A 15,787-nucleotide genomic window follows, 5' to 3' on the forward strand; every position below is an offset into this window, starting at 1 on the left:
GTCAGCAGGCGCCGCTAGCTCAGTTGGTTAGAGCAGCTGACTCTTAATCAGCGGGTCCGGGGTTCGAGTCCCTGGCGGCGCACAGACGGAAGAAGCCCCTCGCGCGAGCGGGGGGCTTCTTCGTGCTCCCGTACTCACGCCCGCAGATAGGTCAGAACGGCCAGGACCCGGCGGTGGGTGTCCTCGGCGGGCGGCAGGTTCAGCTTCCCCAGGATGTTGCCGATGTGCTTGCCCACGGCCGCCTCGGTGACGACGAGCCGGCGGGCGATCTCCCCGTTCGAGTGCCCCTCGGCGACGAGCCCGAGCACCTCGCGTTCGCGCGGGGTCAGCGCCTCCAGCGGATCGCGGTGGCGGCGCAGCAGCTGCCGTACGACCTCGGGGTCGACGACCGTGCCGCCGGCCGCGACCCGGGTGAGGGCGTCCAGGAACTCCTCGACCTGACCGACCCGGTCCTTGAGGAGATAGCCGACGCCGGTGCCGTCGCCCGCGTCCAGGAGATCGGCGGCGTAGGTCCGCTGCACGTACTGGCTCAGGACGAGGACGGGCAGCGCCGGGCGCTCGGCGCGCAGGGCGACGGCGGCGCGCAGCCCCTCGTCCTGGAAACCGGGCGGCATGCGGACGTCGGTGACGACGATGTCCGGGTCGTGCGCGGCGACGGCCGTGCGCAGGGCGTCGGCGTCGCCGACGGCGGCGACGACCTCGTGGCCGAAGCGGTCGAGGAGCCCGATCAGCCCTTCGCGGAGGAGGACGCTGTCCTCGGCGAGGACGACGCGGAGAGAGGCGGACACGGGATCTCCACTCGTAGGACGGTCGGGCCGCCCGGGGGGCTGATGATCGTCAGTGTGCCATCGAGGACCGCGACCCGGTCGGCGAGTCCGGTGAGACCGGTGCCGTGGGTACCCGCGCCGGAGCCGCTGATCGACGCGGTGGCGCCGCCGTGCCCGTCGTCCTGGATCTCGACTCGGAGGGTCCGGTTCTCGTACCGGGCGGTGATCCGGCCCTTGGTGGCGCCGCTGTGCTTGCCGATGTTGGCGAGGGCCTCGCGGACGACGAAGTACCCGGCGGACTCGACCGCCGCGGGCAGCCGGGGCAGCGCGATGTCGCTGTCGACCTCGACGGGGACGGCGGAGCGGTCGGCCGCGTCGGTGAGCGCGGCGGCGAGGCCGTAGTCGGCGAGAACCTGCGGATGGATGCCGTGGATCAGCTCGCGCAGCTCGGTGAGGACCTGGCCGGCTTCGGAGTGCGCCTTGGCGAGCTGGTCGGCGAGCGGTCCGGGCGGGGCGTCCAGCCGGGCCAGCCCCAGGGTCATGGTGAGGGCGACGAGGCGTTGCTGGGCGCCGTCGTGGAGATCCCGCTCGATCCGGCGCCGCTCGGCCTCGAAGGCGTCGACGAGGCGGGCCCGGGAGGCGGTGACCTCGCCGATACGATCCCGCAGCTCGGTCTCCCGGGGCGCGAGGAGGGCCCGGCTGAGAGCGGCGCGGGCGCCGGCGAGGGCGGCGAGCGGGTAGAGGAGGGCGAGGAGGAGCACGGCACCGAGGAGAGCGGCGGCGAAGGCCTGCGGCTGGGAGGTGACCAGGTACGCCTTGACGACCTTGGTCTCGTGGCCGTCGAGGGCGAGCCGGAGAGGGGTGCTGATCAGGGCGGCGGGAAGCCCGAGGGCCACCGCGAGCACGATCAGGTCGAGCGGCCACAGGACGGTGGCGTGCAGCACGGCGTACGCCAGCTCCCGCCAGGTGGCCTGCTCCCGGACCCGCAGCCGGAGCCATGCCGCCAGGCCGGGGGCGTCGGGGACGCGGTGCGGGTCGGCGGCGGGGTCGCGTTCGACGAGCCGGAGCCGGCGGCGTTCGACGCCACCGAGGGCGACGCCCGCGAGCAGGAGCAGCGGCAGCCCGACGAGGACGGCGGAGAAGACGACGAGCACGAGCAGCACGAGCAGCGCGGGCAGGCCGGTGACGACCCCGGTCGCCAGATATCCGGCGGACCTCCACGGCCAGCTGCCGCGCGGATACCGGCTCCGGGTGAGGGCCTGCCAGGGGTTTCGTGGCTCCATGCGCCACACCGTAGGGGGCTGTCGCGGCGCGGGGCCATGGTGGTGGGGGGTGTACGGAGGTAGGGCTGGGCCTACCTCGGGAGCGGGCGGCCTTGTACGGGCAGGGCTTGGGACTGGTCCGGGGGCGGCGGCCGTGGGCGGGACAGGGCGGCTTGGGACTGGCCCGGGGGCGGCGGCCGTGGGCGGGACAGGGCGGCTTGAGACTGGCCCGGGGGCGGCGGCCGTGGGCGGGACAGGACGGCTTGAGACTGGCCCGGGGACGGGCGGCCGTGGGCGGGACAGGACGGCTTGAGACTGGCCCGGGGACGGGCGGCCGTGGGCGGGACAGGGCCTACCCGGCGAGCGGGCGGCCGTGGGCGGCGTACCGGGCGCGGAGGTCCGTCACCGCCCGGGGTGTCAGCGGCTCGTAGGGGGCGCCCGGCGCCGGGCGCCACCAGACCGGGTCGGCGCAGAGGAAGGACTCCCGCCGCAACGCCACGCGGTGGATCTTGTTCGTGGCCGTCAGGGGAAGCTCCGGGACCACGCGGACGAAGCGGGGCGGCATCTTCGTACCCAGGTCCGGCTGGGCGGCGAGGAACTCCTGGAAGGCCGCCGGGTCGAACGGCGTGCCCTCGCGCAACGCGATCGCCGTCATCACCTGGTCCCCCGCGACCGGGTCCGGTATCGCGTAGACGGCGAGGCCGGCCGCCCGCTCCCAGCGGGAGAGGATCCGCTCGATCATCGCCGCCGCGAGGTTCTCGCTGTCGACCCGCAGCCGGTCGTCCGTGCGCCCGGCGAAGTACAGGAAGCCCGCCGCGTCCCGGTAGAACAGGTCCCCGGTCCAGTACCAGCCGCCGCGCCGCCTGGCCGCGTCCGCCTCAGGGTTGCGCCAGTAGCCCTCGAAGGGGCTCCGCCCCCGGTTGACCAGTTCCCCGATCGCCGTCGCGGCGTTGAGCAGCCCACCGTCCGGCGAGAAGACCGCCCGCTCGCATTCCTCACCGGACTCCGGGCGCACCACCGCGAGGTCGTCCCCCGGTGCCGCGCGCCCGACGGCCCCAGCCGGTGTGTCCGGGGTCCGCTGGATCGCCGCCCCTCCCTCCGACGACCCGTACCCCTCGACGAGCCGCACCCCGAACCGCGCCTCGAAGCGGGCCGCGTCCACCGCTCCCGCCTCCGTACCGAACCCGAGGCGCAGGGAGTGCGCCCGGTCGTCGGGCCCGGGCGGGGTGGCGAGGAGGTACTGGATCGCCCGGCCCACGTAGGTGAAGTAGGTCGCGCCGAACTCCCGTACGTCCGGCAGGAAGCGGGACGCCGAGAACCTGGCCCGCAGCGCCACCCCCGCCCCGGCCACCAGCGCCGGCGCCCAGTCGGCGATCACCGCGTTGCCGTGGAACATCGGCATGCAGATGTAGTGGATGTCGTCCGGTCGTACGCCGAAGTGTGCGACGAGCGAGCGGCCCGCGGCCGCGAGTCGCCGCTGCGTGCAGATCGCCGCCTTCGGGGCGCCCGTCGAGCCGGAGGTGAAGTAGAGCAGCATCCGGCTGTCGGGGCGCACGGGGCGGACCACGGCCTCGTCCGGCTCGGCCCCCTCGTACGGCGCGAGGAGCGCCCGGTACGCCTCGGTGTCGGTCACCAGCACCCGTACGCCCGGCAGGGGGAGCCCGTCGAGCAGGGGAAGGTACGCGCGCTGGGTGACCAGGATCCGGCACTCGGTGTGCTGGATGTCGCGGGCCAGTTCCGCTCCGCGCCGGGTGGGGTTGATCCCGGCGACGGCGGCCCCCGCGAGGGCCGCCGCGCTCAGCCAGAGCGGGAACTCGGGTGAGTTGTCGAGCAGGACCCCGAGGTGCGGCTCCACACCCCGTGGCAGCAGGTCCACGAGCAGCGCGGCCCGCGCGGCGGCGCCCGCGGCGACCTGGTGGTGGGTGAGGGTCCGTTTCTCGTCCCTCAGTCCGATCCGGTGGTCGCCCCATTGGCGCCGTACGAGCTCCGCGACGGTGTCCGCACCACTCATGGGCCGGACCATAACTGACGAGACGTCAGAACTGAACGTCCGAGCAGGCGTAGAAGGCGTTCGCGGTGTCCGCGATCGTCCAGACCGCCAGGATCAGATGCTTGCCGGTCTTGCCCGCCGGAATGGTCCCGGAGTGCGAGAGCGTGGCCGGCGGCTGCTGACTGTTGTACGGGACCGTCAGGAAGGGCTGGGAGTCGAGCGCCGCCCGGGTGAGCGGCTTGGTCCGGTCCCAGCCGTTCTTGGTGATGTAGTACCGGAAGTCGGTGGTGCGGTGGCGGGCGGTGAACTGCCAGCGGAAGCTGTAGCTCTGGCCCGCTGTGACGTTGGTGGCGGGCCAGTTGCCGCCGCGCGGGTCGTCGAGCTGGGCGAAGTGCGAGAGGCCGGCGGAGCAGAGCTTTCCGTCGGCGGGCCCCCCGGACGGGAAGCCCTTGGGCCCCTCGACCGACTGCGGCTCCCATTGGATGGAGCCGCAGTTGGTCACGGCGCCGTTGGCGCAGAGCTTCTGCCGGCTGATCGGCGAGTCGGTGTAACCGTGGCTGCCGGCGCTACTCGTGGCGAAGAGGGAGGCGCCGGCGACGCCGAGCGCCACCGCCGCCACGCCTATCTTTTTGCGCATGCTGTCGCTCCTGGTGAACGTGGGGGAGTTCGATGAGCCGTGCTGCACGCGTGCGACGGTCGTGCGGTGGTGCGGTACGTACCGCCGCTCCGCGGTGGTGCCTATTCCGGTCTAGACCAAGTACCAAGGTATTGACGGAAGTTGAACATGTCCATACCAATCACGCTCCTTCTCCGGCGTGGGAGCGACCGGTGTAGAACGCCACCGTCAGGTCCTTGACCAGCGACTTACGCTCGTAGTCGTCCAGCTCGACCAGACCACGCGTGGTCAGCCGGTGGACCACGTCGTCCACCGCGTCCACGACCGCGGTCAGCACGCTGTCCCGGTGCTTGGCGTCGAGCGCGGCGACCCGGCGGCGCTGCATCGCCGCGGCGATCTCGGGGGCGTACTCGATCCGGGTCGGCTGCGCCGAGAACACGTCGATCCCGACCGGCGCGCACTCCGCGGAGAGCATCCGGGTCAGGGCCTCGCCGACCGCCTCCGCGTCGCGCAGGGTCGGGGCGTCCTCATGGAAGGCGTCGGCCGGCAGCTGGGACAGGACCCGGGCCATGGCCGCCTCGACCTGCTCGCGCAGGTACTCCTCGTGGCCCTCGACGCCGAGCGCGGCACGGACGGTGTCCCGGATGCGCCAGACGACGAGGACGACGACGTTGAGGGCGGTTCCCTTGGCGTCGACCGCGGAGAGCGGCTCGCTGCGCCAGTGGCGGAGGCGGACGTCGACCCGGCGGCGCAGGAGGAGCGGGCTGGTCCAGACGAGACCGGTACGGCGGACGGTGCCGCGGTAGTCGCCGTAGAGGGTCAGGACCCAGGCGTAGCCGACGCGGCCGCGGCCGAGACCGCCGAGGGAGAAGAGGACGGCCAGGACTCCGAGGGCGAGAAGGGCCCACTGACCGAGGTGGATGCCGTGGTACGGACGCGTGGGCAGCCGGAGCATCCGGGCGAGCTCCTCGGGCACGGCCCCGGCCCACCAGAGGACGGCGGCGCAGCCGGCGAGGGCCAGGAGCCCGGCGACGACCCCGACCCAGCCCGGCAGGACGGGGCCGGGGCGCTCGACGAGCTTGGGGTCGGCGGTGATGGCGGGGCGGGAGGGCTCGGAGCGGGTGGGGCTGGGGATCAGCGCCTTGGGAGCGGGGGGCGCGGAGGGCGCGGAGGCCTTGTTGACCACGGCGGGCGTCATGGCGACGGTGGCGGGGCCGCCGTCGTCGTCGACGCGGAGCACGCCGAGCGCGGAGGGTGCGGGCTCGTCGCGGAAGAGGAGGTGGACGGGGATCGCCCCGGTCGCCTCGTTGCCGATGACCGTCTTGCGCCGCGCCCCGACGCGCGGCGGGACCTGCGTCATCCGCGACGGGGTGGCTTCGGCGGCCACGGGCACGGCGATCACGCCGACCTGCGCCCCGGCGATCCGCCGGACGTCGGCCGCGCCGACCGCCCCGGAGCCGCCGCCCGCGGGCTCGGCGCCCGGCCCGGACGCGGCGGAGCCGGTCGGCGCCTTGGTCTCCGTGGTCCTCGTCGTCCCCGTCGTCCCCGTGGTCCCTGTGGTCCCCGTCGTCCCCGTGGTCCCCGTGGTCCCCGTCGTCCCTGTGGTCCCCGTCGTCCCCGTCGTCCCCGCGTCGGAACCGGCCCGGTTCGGGTCCGTCACGGTGATGGCCCCGACCGGCACTTTCCCGCCGACGCCTGCCGAACCAGCGGGAGCCGACCCCGGCGCACCTCCGGACGGGCCGGCCGCCGCGCCTGAACCGGAGTCGGCGGGGGGCCTGACCGGCCGGACCTCCGGTCCCGATGCCGTGGCCGGTGGCGACTGCCCCTCTCTCCGGTCGGCCGTCGGACCCGCTACGGCACCGGAACCGGCCGAAGCCGAGGCTGAGGCGGGTGCGGACACCACCCCTTCCGAGCCGACAACGGGCCCCGCCCCGGGGCCCGAACCCGCGGAAGCCGTGGCCGGTGAACCAGCCACGTTCGTGTCTCCCTGGCCCGCCGGTCCCCCGGGGCCGGGCGGGGACCCCGCCTTGTCCGGCGCGACCACCGCCCGCGTGCTCGGGTCGGCCGGGGCAGCCGCATTGGTCGGGGCAGACAGGGCAGACGGGCCGGTCCGGGCCGCCGCCGGGTCGGCACCAGTCGGGACAGACGGGCCGGCCGGGTGGGTCGGGCCGGTCGAAGCCGCCGCGCCGGCCGGGGCAGCCGGGGTCGCCGTGCCAGCCAGGCCGGTCTGAGCAGCCGGGCCGGCCGGAACAGTCGGGCCGGCCGGGCCAGTGGGGTGGGTGCCAGACGGGTGGGTGCCAGACGGGCCGGCCGGGGCAGTCGGGGCGCTGCTCGATTCGGGGTTCGTGGCGTCGGCGGCGGGCGGGCGGGGGGTGTCCGGGGCCTGGTCGGGGGCGGACGAGGCCGTGGCGGGGACCTCGGGCGCCGCTTCCGGCCCGGCGGGCGGACCGGGCTCCGGGCGCGGCTTCGGCCTCGACGCGCGGAGTTCGTCCGTCAGCCGTCTCGCCGTACGGGCCGCGTCGCGGGAGGCCGCCGCGCCGGTGTCCCCGGGCGGCGGGCACAGCGGATTCGGGGTCGATGGGGTCATTCGGTCCACCTCATGCTCTCGGGGTCATCGGAACAGGCGCCGCCAGGTCTCCGGGCCCGGGTAGCCGTCGGCCGCGCCGCCGCGCCATCCCTGTGCCCGCTGGAACGCCTCGACATTGCGACGGTCCGCCTCAGACCAGCGCGGACCGGGACCCGACAGGTAGTGCTTGCCGTAGCCCCGCTTCACCAGCTGTTTGCCCAGCTTCTCCACATATGCGTTGGATTGGCCCGGACGGAAGTAGCCACGCCCGGGAAACCCCGGAGCATGCGCGCTCGAACCGCCCGAACCACTCGAACCGCCGATGCCCTTGCCCTTCCCGGACACCAGCAGTCGCCAGGTGTGCGGACCGGGCAGCCCGTCGGCCTCCTTGCCCTTCCAGCCCTGCGCCCGCTGGAACGCCTGGGTCGCCCGGCGGTCCGCGTCGCCCCAACGCGGCCCGGGCCCCTGGCTGTAGTACTTCTTGCCGCCGCGGTTCACGAGCAGCCGCCCGAGCTGGGTGACATACGCGTTGTGGGCGCCCGGCCCGAACTTCGCCGCGCCCGGGTACGGCGCCGCCACCGCGCCCGACCCGCCACCAGCGGTGCCGGTGCCGCTTCCGCCGCTGATCACTCCTCTGTACCGGTAGGCCACATAGCGGTCGGAGTTGTTCCAGTACGCCATGGGCGTGGCCTGCTTGCGCGTGTGCGGCTTGGTCTGCTCGTACGCGATGTACGACGCGTGCGTGTAGTCCGTCCAGCCGCCGAAGATCGTGACGTGCGAGCCCTTGGTCGGATTGGCCGGGTTGTGGAAGAGCAGGATGTCGCCCGGCTGGAGCTCGGTGCGGCCGATCCGCTCGCCGAAGCGGTCGAGGCTGCCGGTCCACTCGTTGGCGCGCAGGTTCCACGCCATCGAGATGTAGCCCGAGCAGTCCTGGCGGTAGCCGTCCGACCAGTACCGCTCCATGGAGTAGGGGACCTGGGCGTTCACCCATCGTTTGGCACGGGTGATGATCTCGGAACGGGTGGTCTTCCGCAGGGAAGCGGTGGGAATCTGACTGGTCGTCGGGGTGGAGACGGGTGACGGCTGCGGGCCGGGACCGGGGGATCCGTACAGCGGACCGGCGCCGCCCTGCGGAGTGTCGGCTCCCGGCTCCGGGACGTCCGAGGCGTCCGCGGTCTTGGAGACCTCCGCCTTCTCCACCGCCGCCGCCGTGCTTCTCTCGGCCGACCCCGTCGCGAGGTCCGCCGGAGCGGCGGGGCCCGCCGGCTCGGACGGCTGGGCCAGTGCGCTCGCTCCCCCGCTGCCCAGGACCACTCCCGCCGCCGTCACCAGGACCAGTGCGCGGCGCGCTCCGTGCGCCGCCGGGTGACCGCCCGCCCGTACGGGCAGGCCAAGGGCAAGATCGCGCCGTTGCTGGGCGCAGCCCGCGCAGCCACAGTCGGCCGCGGGCTCGTACTCCTCGAATACCGGCACGCTCATGCGATTCCCCTCCACACTCGTCAAGATCTTTTGGCGCTGATGCACGGGCGTCAGCATCTCAACTGTCTGGACATATCGCATTTTGACGGATCGAAGATAAAAAAGGACCATCCGACAGGCCGGGAGCGGCAAGGAATGGTCGGGAGCACTCCTGGCCATCGGGTAAAGTTATGCAGGTCAGCAGGCGCCGCTAGCTCAGTTGGTTAGAGCAGCTGACTCTTAATCAGCGGGTCCGGGGTTCGAGTCCCTGGCGGCGCACGCACAGTCGAGGCCCCCTCACCATCGGTGAGGGGGCCTCGACGTTTGTCCGGTGCCGGCTCCCGGCGTTCAGGCCTTCGCCGCGCCGGTGAGGTACGCGGAGACGACCACGTTCGCCGTGTAGGCACCGGCCGCGCGGTCGAAGGTGCCGCCGCAGGTGATCAACCGGAGCTCGGCCCGGTCGGGGCGGCGCTGTCCGTAGACCTCATGGGGGTCGAAACGGTCGCGGGTGACGACCTGGACGTCGTCGATGGTGAACTCGGCGATGGAGCCGTCCGAACGGGTGACGTGCACCTTGGCCCCCGGGCGGGCCGCGCTCAGTCCGTAGAAGACGGCCGGCCGCGTCTCGGTGTCGACGTGGCCGACGAAGAGGGCCGCACCCTCCGCGCCCGGCCGGGTGCCGCGCTCGTACCAGCCGACGGACCGCGCCATCTCGTACGGCGGCGAGTCCACCGCCCCGGTACGGTCCAGGCCGCGCGGCACGATCGGCGCCGTGATGCCCAGGGAGGGGATGTCCACCCGGCGCGGCTCCGCGGGGCGCAGGGGGCTGTGCGCCGGCGGCAGTGGGACGTCGAGCGGGCGCCCGACGGCGATGTCACCGTGGGTCGGCGCGGAGCCGCCTCCCGGCCCGTCGGTGATCTCGCGGCCCCAGAGCCAGAGGCCCAGGAGCAGCAGCGCCCAGGCGACGCCGGTCAGTGCCCGTCCGTTGCCCGCCGGCCCGTCGCCCCCCTGCCCGTCGCCCGTCGCGCGGCTTCCCGGTCCGGAGGACATGAGGTCGGCACCTCAGTCCGCGTCCGGAACCGAGCCGGTGCGGTGGCGGCGAGCGCTTCGGAAGGCGACGGCCACCGCGGCGGCCGCGGCCAGGCCCAGACCGACCAGGGTGTACGGGGTGCCGAGACCGTCGTCGGTCACGGTCTGCGCGACGCCCGGCGCCACCGGCGCGGCGAAGACCGCGGCGCCGCCGCCGCCCGCGCGGACCGGGGCGACCGGGCTCGCGTGGTGCGTCGGCTGATGGGTCGGCTTGTGCGTGGGCTGATGGGTCGGCTTGTGCGTGGGCTGATGAGTCGGCTTGTGCGTGGGCTGATGAGTCGGCTCATGGCGCTGGACGCGGATCGTCCCGACATCCCGGTGATCATGTCCGTCGCAGGTCACGGCCACTTTGTACGTACCGTCGCCGAGCTTGGACTTCACGGTCGTGCCGCCGACCAGCCGGGAATCGACACCGCCGCGGCCGGTGAGCTCTGCGTCGGCGACGAAGGCCTTCGACTTGGCGGCCCCGGCCTTGCTCTCGCACCCCTGGACGCGGATGGCGACATCCGTGCCCGGCCGGACGGTGGACGGGATGACGGTGACCTTCACTCCGTCGTGGGCGTACGCCGCACCTGCCGTGGGTGCCAGTACGAGCACGGCCGCCGCCCCTGCGGCACGGAGAGCAATGGGACCTGAACGCATCGTGACCTCCTGGTACTGCAGGGTCACCCGATTCCGGTCCGCTCGCATCCGCAGGGGCGCGATCAGGGGATCTCTACACGCGGTCCACGATGTCGGCGATCGACTTCACGATCTTGGACGGGCGGAAGGGGTAGCGGTCCACCTCCGCCTGGGTCGTCAGTCCCGTGAGCACCAGGAACGTCTGCATCCCCGCCTCCAGGCCGGCCAGGATGTCGGTGTCCATCCGGTCGCCGATCATGGCGCTGGACTCGGAGTGGGCGCCGATGGCGTTGAGGCCGGTGCGCATCATCAGCGGGTTCGGCTTGCCCGCGAAGTACGGGTCCTTGCCGGTGGCCTTGGTGATGAGGGCGGCGACCGAGCCGGTGGCGGGCAGGGGGCCTTCGAGGGAGGGACCGGTCTCGTCGGGGTTGGTGCAGATGAACCGCGCGCCGGCGTTGATCAGACGGACGGCCTTGGTCATGGCCTCGAAGGAGTACGTCCGGGTCTCGCCGAGGACGACGTAGTCCGGGTCGTGGTCGGTCAGGACGTAGCCGATGTCGTGCAGCGCGGTGGTCAGCCCGGCCTCGCCGATGACGTAGGCGGTGCCGCCCGGGCGCTGGTCGTCGAGGAACTGGGCGGTGGCGAGCGCCGAGGTCCAGATGTTCTCCACGGGCACGTCCAGGCCCATGCGGGCCAGCCGGGCGTGCAGGTCGCGGGCGGTGTAGATCGAGTTGTTCGTGAGGACCAGGAAGGGCTTCCCGGTCTCCCGCAGCTTCTTGATGAAGGCGTCGGCGCCGGGGATCGGGACGCCCTCGTGGATGAGGACGCCGTCCATGTCGGTGAGCCAGGATTCGATCGGCTTGCGCTCTGCCATGTGCGGGGACTCCTGCCGTACAGAAATCGTGCGGTGTGCTGGGGGCGCCGCGACAGCGCTGTGGCGACGCCCCCAGCCTAATCACGATGTCTGGATCTTGACCCCGTCGATCACCCAGTACCAGTTGTTCGCCCCGGTGTAGCGGAAGCGGAAGCTCACGCTGGAGGCGCCGGCGGGGACGGGGACGGTGAGGGACTGGGGCTGGGAGATCACGTCGGCGGTGTAGCTCTTGACGACGGTCGGCGTGCCGCCGTTGAAGCTCGCGAGCACCTGGGCGCTCTGGCTGCCCTCCTGGCGGTAGAAGGTGGTGAAGTCGAGGGTGACGCGCGCCTTGCCCGAGACGCTGTACGCGGGGGTGACCAGGGTCGAGTCGTACGGACCGGAGAAGGTCTTGTCGGCCCACTCGTCGGAGTCGGCGACGGCGAAGACACCGCGGGAGCGGACGTTGAGCTCGCGGGACTGGTCTCGCTGCGTGCGGGACCAGAACTCGTCGGTGGCGAAGGCCCAGCCGCGCCACTCGGTCACACCGCCGGTGCCCATGGCGTTGTTGATGACGGACCAGCCGCTGGGCGGGGTGCGAGTGAAGCCGAGGACGCCGGCGGGGATGCCGGTCTCGTCGACGCGGCCGGAGAGCGATCCGTACAGCGCGTCGAAGGGGTCGGTGGAGCGCCGCTGGATCGGCTTGCCGTCCAGCCCCCAGGCCGGGTCGGGGACGATGCCGAGCTGGTGGAAGACGGTGGCGGCGACGTCGACGAGGCGCGTGTCGACGGGGCGGGCGCCGGCGGCGATGCCCGGGCCCTGGGCGAGGACGAAGGTGCGGCGCTCCTCGACGGAGGAGCCGCCGTGGCCGCCGGCGTCGACGTGGCCGTGGTCGGTGGTGACGATGACCGTCCAGCGCTCGGTGGCGTAGGAGGGGCGGGCCTTGATGGCGGCGAGGAGCCGGCCGAGGTAGGCGTCCTGGACGTCGATGGCGTCGAGGTACTTGCTGTGCGCCGCGCCGTAGTTGTGGCCGATCTCGTCGGTCTCACCGAAGTAGACGAAGAGGACGTCGGGGTTCTGGTTGCGCAGGATGTCCTCGGTGGCGTCCGTGATCACCTTGTCGTTGACGACGTAGTTGTTGTTGTAGACGAGCTTGGCGTCGGCGCCGGGGGTGACCGTGCCGTGGGTGTCCAGCTCGGGCCAGTCGACGGCGGCGAAGAGGGAAAGGTCGGGGCGTATCTGGTGCAGCCGGGCCAGGAATCCGGGGTACTCGGCGTAGTTCTTTCCGGCGAAGGTGTTGTCCTTCACGCCGTGTTTGTCGGGCCAGACGCCGGTGGAGACGGTGGACCAGCCGGGACCGGAGGAGGTGGCGGCCATCGGGTTGGCGTAGAGCAACGACAGACCGTACGTGCCGTTCGCGATCAGCGACTTGAGGTGGGGAGCCTTGGCCGCGTCGATTCTGTCGTACCGCAGGCCGTCCATGCCGACGACGAGCACCTTGTCCTTGCTGGTGCCGTTCGGGAGCGTGGGGGCGGCGGCGGTGGCCGCGCGGGCGGCGGGGGCGGCGATGGCGCCTGTGGCCGCGACGGCCGCGGTGGCACCGGTGGCGGCGAGCACGGCGCGGCGGGACATGCTGGTGATCGGCATTTCTGTTCCTCCGTAGCAGGGGGCGGGGCACGCCAACGCCCCTGATTTCTCAGGGGCGTTGGTCCGTACCCGTTATCTTTCCGCGATGTACGGAGGTGTTCCAGGGGCGTGCGGTGAACTCTTGGTGGTGGCCGGTCAGCTTCCGGTGGCCGACTTCCACGCGTCGATGTACGCCTTGAGGTTCTTGTCGATGTCGTCCCAGTCCGGCTCGAAGACCTCCACGCCCTCCATCAGCTTGGCGAGCTCGATGGCGTTGGCGTCGGTGGCCTTGACGTCCTGGCGGGCCGGGAAGCCGCCGCCGATCTCGCTGACCTGGCGCTGCGCCTGCTCGCCGAGCATGAAGTCGAGGAGCTTCTTGCCGTTCTCGCTGTGCGGTGCCTTGTTCACCAGGCCGGCGGCGTACGGCAGGGCGAAGGTGGTCGGCTTGCCGCCGTCCTTGGCCGGGAACCAGATGGCGAGGTTCGGCATGGACTTGGACTGGGCGTAGTTCATCTGGACGTCACCGTTGGCGACGAGGATCTCGCCCTTGTCGACCTTCGGCGCGAGCTTGGAGGTGGAGGAGGACGGGCCGACGTTGTTGGCCTGGAGCTTCTTCAGGTACTCCATGGCCGGCTCCTGCCCGCCGAAGTCGTGCATCGCCTTGATCACGACGGCCGTGCCGTCACCGGCGACGCCCGGGGTGGAGTACTGCAGCTTGTTCTTGTACGTCGGGCCGAGGAGCTCCTCCCAGGTTCTGGGGGCCTGGGGCAGCTCCTTCTTGTTGTGGATGAAGCCGAAGTAGTTGTTGACGACCGAGGTCCACGTGCCGTCGTCGGCCTTGTCGGCTCCGCTGACCTGCTCGGAGCCCTTCGGCGCGTATGACTGGAGCAGTCCCTTGGAGTCGGCCTGCTGGATGAAGGGCGGCAGGGTCACGATGACGTCGGCCTGCGTGTTGTTCTTCTCGCGGACGGCGCGCTGCACCATCTCGCCGGAACCGCCCTCGACGAGCTCGACCTCGATGCCGGTCCGCTTCTCGAAGTCGGCGAAGACCTTGTCGTACCAGCCGTCGTTCTTCTCCCCCTTGAGGCCGTCGGCGCTGTAGACGGTGACGGTCTTCTCGTCCGATGCGGTGGAGGAGCCGCCGCAGGCGGTGAGGGTGGCGGCGAGGGCGAGGCTGCCGGTGACGGCGGCGATCGGCTTGAGCTGCTGGGACATCGTGCGCATGACGTCGTTCTCTCCTGACGGGCCTGGCGTGACGGGACTCAGCGGAAGGATGCTCTGGTGCGGATGCGGGAGACGGCGAGCAGGACGAGCAGGGTCGCGGCCATGAGGACCACGGCGAGCGCCGAGCCGGTGAACAGCGAACCGCGGTCGGTGGCGGTGAAGACGAGCACCGGCAGCGGCAGCCAGTCCGGCGGGTAGAGCATCATCGTGGCGCTCAGCTCGCCCATGGACAGGGCGAAGCAGAGCCCGGCGGCCGCGCTGAGGGACGGCAGCAGGAGCGGCAGCTTCACCCGGAGCAGGACGTACGAGGGGCGGGCGCCCAGGCTGGCCGCCGCCTGCTCGTACACCGGGTCGAGGCGGCGGATGGCGGCCGAGACCGACTGGTGGGCGAACGCCGTGACGAGAACGGTGTGCGCGAGGATCACGATCCAGCGCGTGCCGTTGAGGAGCACCGGCGGCTGCGAGAAGGCGACCAGGACGGCGAGGCCGACGACCACGGACGGCACGGCGACCGGCAGCATGAACAGCGCGTCCAGGACCCTGCGGCCCCGCTCGCGCATCGCCGCGGCGGCGAGCGCGGCCCAGGTGCCGACGGTCAGCGCGAGGACGCTCGCGCTGACGGCGGTGACCAGGCTGGTGGTGAGCGCCTGCAGGGACTCGCCCCGCACGGCGGCCGCGTAGTGCTCGGCGGTGGGCCCGGAGGGAAAGGCCCCGGACCAGTTGGTGGAGAACGAGGCGGCGAGGATGACGAGGAGCGGGAGGGCGAAGAGCGGCGCGAAGAGGACCCCGAACAGCGCCCACGCCGTCCACCTGCCCGTACGGCTATGCACCAGCACGACGGCTCACCACCCGGTAGAGGCCGTAGAGGCCCACGGAGATCGCGACATTGACGACGGCGACGACGCAGGCGGCGGCGTAGTCGGACTCGAGGATGGCCTTGCCGTAGACGAGCATGGGGAGCGTCGTGACGCCCTTGGCGCCGGTGAAGAGGACGATCCCGAACTCGTTGAGGCACATGTCCAGCACGAGACTCCCCCCGGCGGCGAGCGCGGGCAGCGCCTCGGGGAGGATCACGCGCCGGACGATCCGCAGCGGCCTCGCGCCGAGGGAGGACGCCACCTCCAGCTGCGCGCTCTCGAGCTGCGAGAACGCGGCGAGCAGGGGCCGCATCACGAAGGGCGTGAAGTACGTGATCTCCGCGAGGAGCACGCCCCAGGGGGTCGTCAGGAACGCGAAGGGGCCGGTGGGCTCGCCGGTGACGTCGGTCCACACTCCGTTGGCCATGCCGACCGTGCCGTAGACGAACAGCAGGGCGAGCGTGATCAGGAAGGACGGGAAGGAGAGGAAGACGTCGATGAACTTCGACACCGCCTTCCCGCCGGGGAAGGGGACGAACGCGATGACGAGCGCGAGCGCGAACCCCAGTACGACGCACCCGACGGTGGCGGCGACGGCGAGCCACACGGTGGTGACGAGCGCCTCGCGGAACGCGTCGGAGGCGAAGACGTCGGCGTAGGCGCCGGGAGCGAGTGACTCCTGGACGACGAGAGCGAGTGGATAGAGAAAGACGAGGCAGAGAACGGCGACGGGCGGCAGCGCCCACAGGAGAGTTGTGGGCATTCGTTCCGCAGGGGCGACGGGGGCACCCCCGGACGGAGTCCGGGGGAGGGCGGGCACACCGAACGGCGCCCTGGCGGGCGCGTCCGCCTCAGGTA

General features: G+C 72.3%; 13 protein-coding genes and 2 tRNA genes. 2 read left to right on the plus strand and 13 right to left on the minus strand.

The window, feature by feature from the left end; all coding sequences use genetic code 11:
- Positions 1–8 precede the first annotated feature (8 nt).
- Positions 9–82 (plus strand) — tRNA-Lys (locus ABZY12_RS13610).
- Positions 83–134: 52 nt separating this feature from the next.
- Here ABZY12_RS13610 and ABZY12_RS13615 read toward each other — a convergent pair.
- From ABZY12_RS13615 to ABZY12_RS13640, 6 genes are all read right to left on the minus strand, one after another.
- Positions 135–788: a response regulator transcription factor gene (locus ABZY12_RS13615; RefSeq protein ID WP_356889641.1), complete on the minus strand. Its 654-nt coding sequence runs from the start codon at positions 786–788 to the stop codon at positions 135–137.
- Positions 728–2,050, minus strand: a complete 1,323-nt coding sequence (locus tag ABZY12_RS13620) for a sensor domain-containing protein (protein WP_356889643.1) — start codon at positions 2,048–2,050, stop codon at positions 728–730. Before ABZY12_RS13620 ends, ABZY12_RS13615 begins: the two co-directional genes overlap by 61 nt.
- Before the next feature lie 331 nt (positions 2,051–2,381).
- Positions 2,382–4,040, minus strand: coding sequence for an AMP-binding protein (locus ABZY12_RS13625; protein ID WP_356889645.1), 1,659 nt, complete (start codon positions 4,038–4,040; stop codon positions 2,382–2,384).
- Positions 4,041–4,065: 25 nt separating this feature from the next.
- Positions 4,066–4,656 carry a lytic polysaccharide monooxygenase gene (locus ABZY12_RS13630; RefSeq protein WP_356889647.1) on the minus strand — a complete coding sequence of 197 codons (591 nt, stop codon included), beginning with the start codon at positions 4,654–4,656 and terminating at the stop codon, positions 4,066–4,068.
- Positions 4,657–4,816: 160 nt separating this feature from the next.
- A complete protein-coding gene (locus ABZY12_RS13635; RefSeq protein ID WP_356889649.1) occupies positions 4,817–6,295 on the minus strand; it encodes an SPFH domain-containing protein in 1,479 nt (492 codons plus the stop codon).
- Positions 6,296–7,246: 951 nt separating this feature from the next.
- A complete protein-coding gene (locus tag ABZY12_RS13640; protein WP_356889651.1) occupies positions 7,247–8,680 on the minus strand; it encodes a peptidoglycan-binding protein in 1,434 nt (477 codons plus the stop codon).
- A 184-nt stretch (positions 8,681–8,864) separates the two neighbouring features.
- On the opposite strand from ABZY12_RS13640, the gene ABZY12_RS13645 reads away from it, so the two are divergent.
- Positions 8,865–8,938: transfer RNA gene (locus tag ABZY12_RS13645), tRNA-Lys, on the plus strand.
- Between the two features lie 69 nt (positions 8,939–9,007).
- Here ABZY12_RS13645 and ABZY12_RS13650 read toward each other — a convergent pair.
- The 7 genes from ABZY12_RS13650 to ABZY12_RS13680 all read right to left on the minus strand — a co-directional run bounded on the left by ABZY12_RS13650 (position 9,008) and on the right by ABZY12_RS13680 (position 15,692).
- On the minus strand, positions 9,008–9,709 hold the full coding sequence (locus ABZY12_RS13650) for a class F sortase (RefSeq protein WP_356889653.1): 702 nt from the start codon (positions 9,707–9,709) through the stop codon (positions 9,008–9,010).
- 12 nt (positions 9,710–9,721) lie between these two features.
- Positions 9,722–10,390: a PT domain-containing protein gene (locus ABZY12_RS13655; RefSeq protein WP_356889655.1), complete on the minus strand. Its 669-nt coding sequence runs from the start codon at positions 10,388–10,390 to the stop codon at positions 9,722–9,724.
- A gap of 73 nt (positions 10,391–10,463) precedes the next feature.
- A complete protein-coding gene (locus tag ABZY12_RS13660; protein ID WP_356889657.1) occupies positions 10,464–11,243 on the minus strand; it encodes an HAD-IIA family hydrolase in 780 nt (259 codons plus the stop codon).
- An 81-nt stretch (positions 11,244–11,324) separates the two neighbouring features.
- The gene (locus ABZY12_RS13665) at positions 11,325–12,869 is read right to left on the minus strand and encodes an alkaline phosphatase family protein (RefSeq protein ID WP_356889659.1); all 1,545 of its coding nucleotides are present in this window, start codon (positions 12,867–12,869) and stop codon (positions 11,325–11,327) included.
- A gap of 135 nt (positions 12,870–13,004) precedes the next feature.
- Positions 13,005–14,072, minus strand: coding sequence for a 2-aminoethylphosphonate ABC transporter substrate-binding protein (locus ABZY12_RS13670; protein ID WP_356889661.1), 1,068 nt, complete (start codon positions 14,070–14,072; stop codon positions 13,005–13,007).
- Positions 14,073–14,110: 38 nt separating this feature from the next.
- Positions 14,111–14,908 carry an ABC transporter permease subunit gene (locus ABZY12_RS13675; RefSeq protein WP_356889663.1) on the minus strand — a complete coding sequence of 266 codons (798 nt, stop codon included), beginning with the start codon at positions 14,906–14,908 and terminating at the stop codon, positions 14,111–14,113.
- A complete protein-coding gene (locus tag ABZY12_RS13680) occupies positions 14,895–15,692 on the minus strand; it encodes a 2-aminoethylphosphonate ABC transporter permease subunit (protein WP_356889665.1) in 798 nt (265 codons plus the stop codon). The genes ABZY12_RS13675 and ABZY12_RS13680 overlap by 14 nt, the downstream gene beginning before the upstream one ends.
- Positions 15,693–15,787 lie beyond the last annotated feature (95 nt).

This window comes from Streptomyces sp. NPDC006551 (genome assembly GCF_040611675.1).
In the GTDB taxonomy this organism is placed as follows: Bacteria; Actinomycetota; Actinomycetes; order Streptomycetales; family Streptomycetaceae; genus Streptomyces.

Excerpts from the sequence above, each read along its gene's own strand:
- ABZY12_RS13620 (WP_356889643.1), bottom strand. The coding sequence starts at position 2,050 with ATGGAGCCACGAAACCCCTGGCAGGCCCTCACCCGGAGCCGGTATCCG.
- ABZY12_RS13665 (WP_356889659.1), bottom strand. The coding sequence starts at position 12,869 with ATGCCGATCACCAGCATGTCCCGCCGCGCCGTGCTCGCCGCCACCGGT.
- ABZY12_RS13655 (WP_356889655.1), bottom strand. The coding sequence starts at position 10,390 with ATGCGTTCAGGTCCCATTGCTCTCCGTGCCGCAGGGGCGGCGGCCGTG.
- ABZY12_RS13640 (WP_356889651.1), bottom strand. The coding sequence starts at position 8,680 with ATGAGCGTGCCGGTATTCGAGGAGTACGAGCCCGCGGCCGACTGTGGC.
- ABZY12_RS13680 (WP_356889665.1), bottom strand. The coding sequence starts at position 15,692 with ATGCCCACAACTCTCCTGTGGGCGCTGCCGCCCGTCGCCGTTCTCTGC.
- ABZY12_RS13630 (WP_356889647.1), bottom strand. The coding sequence starts at position 4,656 with ATGCGCAAAAAGATAGGCGTGGCGGCGGTGGCGCTCGGCGTCGCCGGC.
- ABZY12_RS13660 (WP_356889657.1), bottom strand. The coding sequence starts at position 11,243 with ATGGCAGAGCGCAAGCCGATCGAATCCTGGCTCACCGACATGGACGGC.
- ABZY12_RS13670 (WP_356889661.1), bottom strand. The coding sequence starts at position 14,072 with ATGCGCACGATGTCCCAGCAGCTCAAGCCGATCGCCGCCGTCACCGGC.
- ABZY12_RS13650 (WP_356889653.1), bottom strand. The coding sequence starts at position 9,709 with ATGTCCTCCGGACCGGGAAGCCGCGCGACGGGCGACGGGCAGGGGGGC.
- ABZY12_RS13625 (WP_356889645.1), bottom strand. The coding sequence starts at position 4,040 with ATGAGTGGTGCGGACACCGTCGCGGAGCTCGTACGGCGCCAATGGGGC.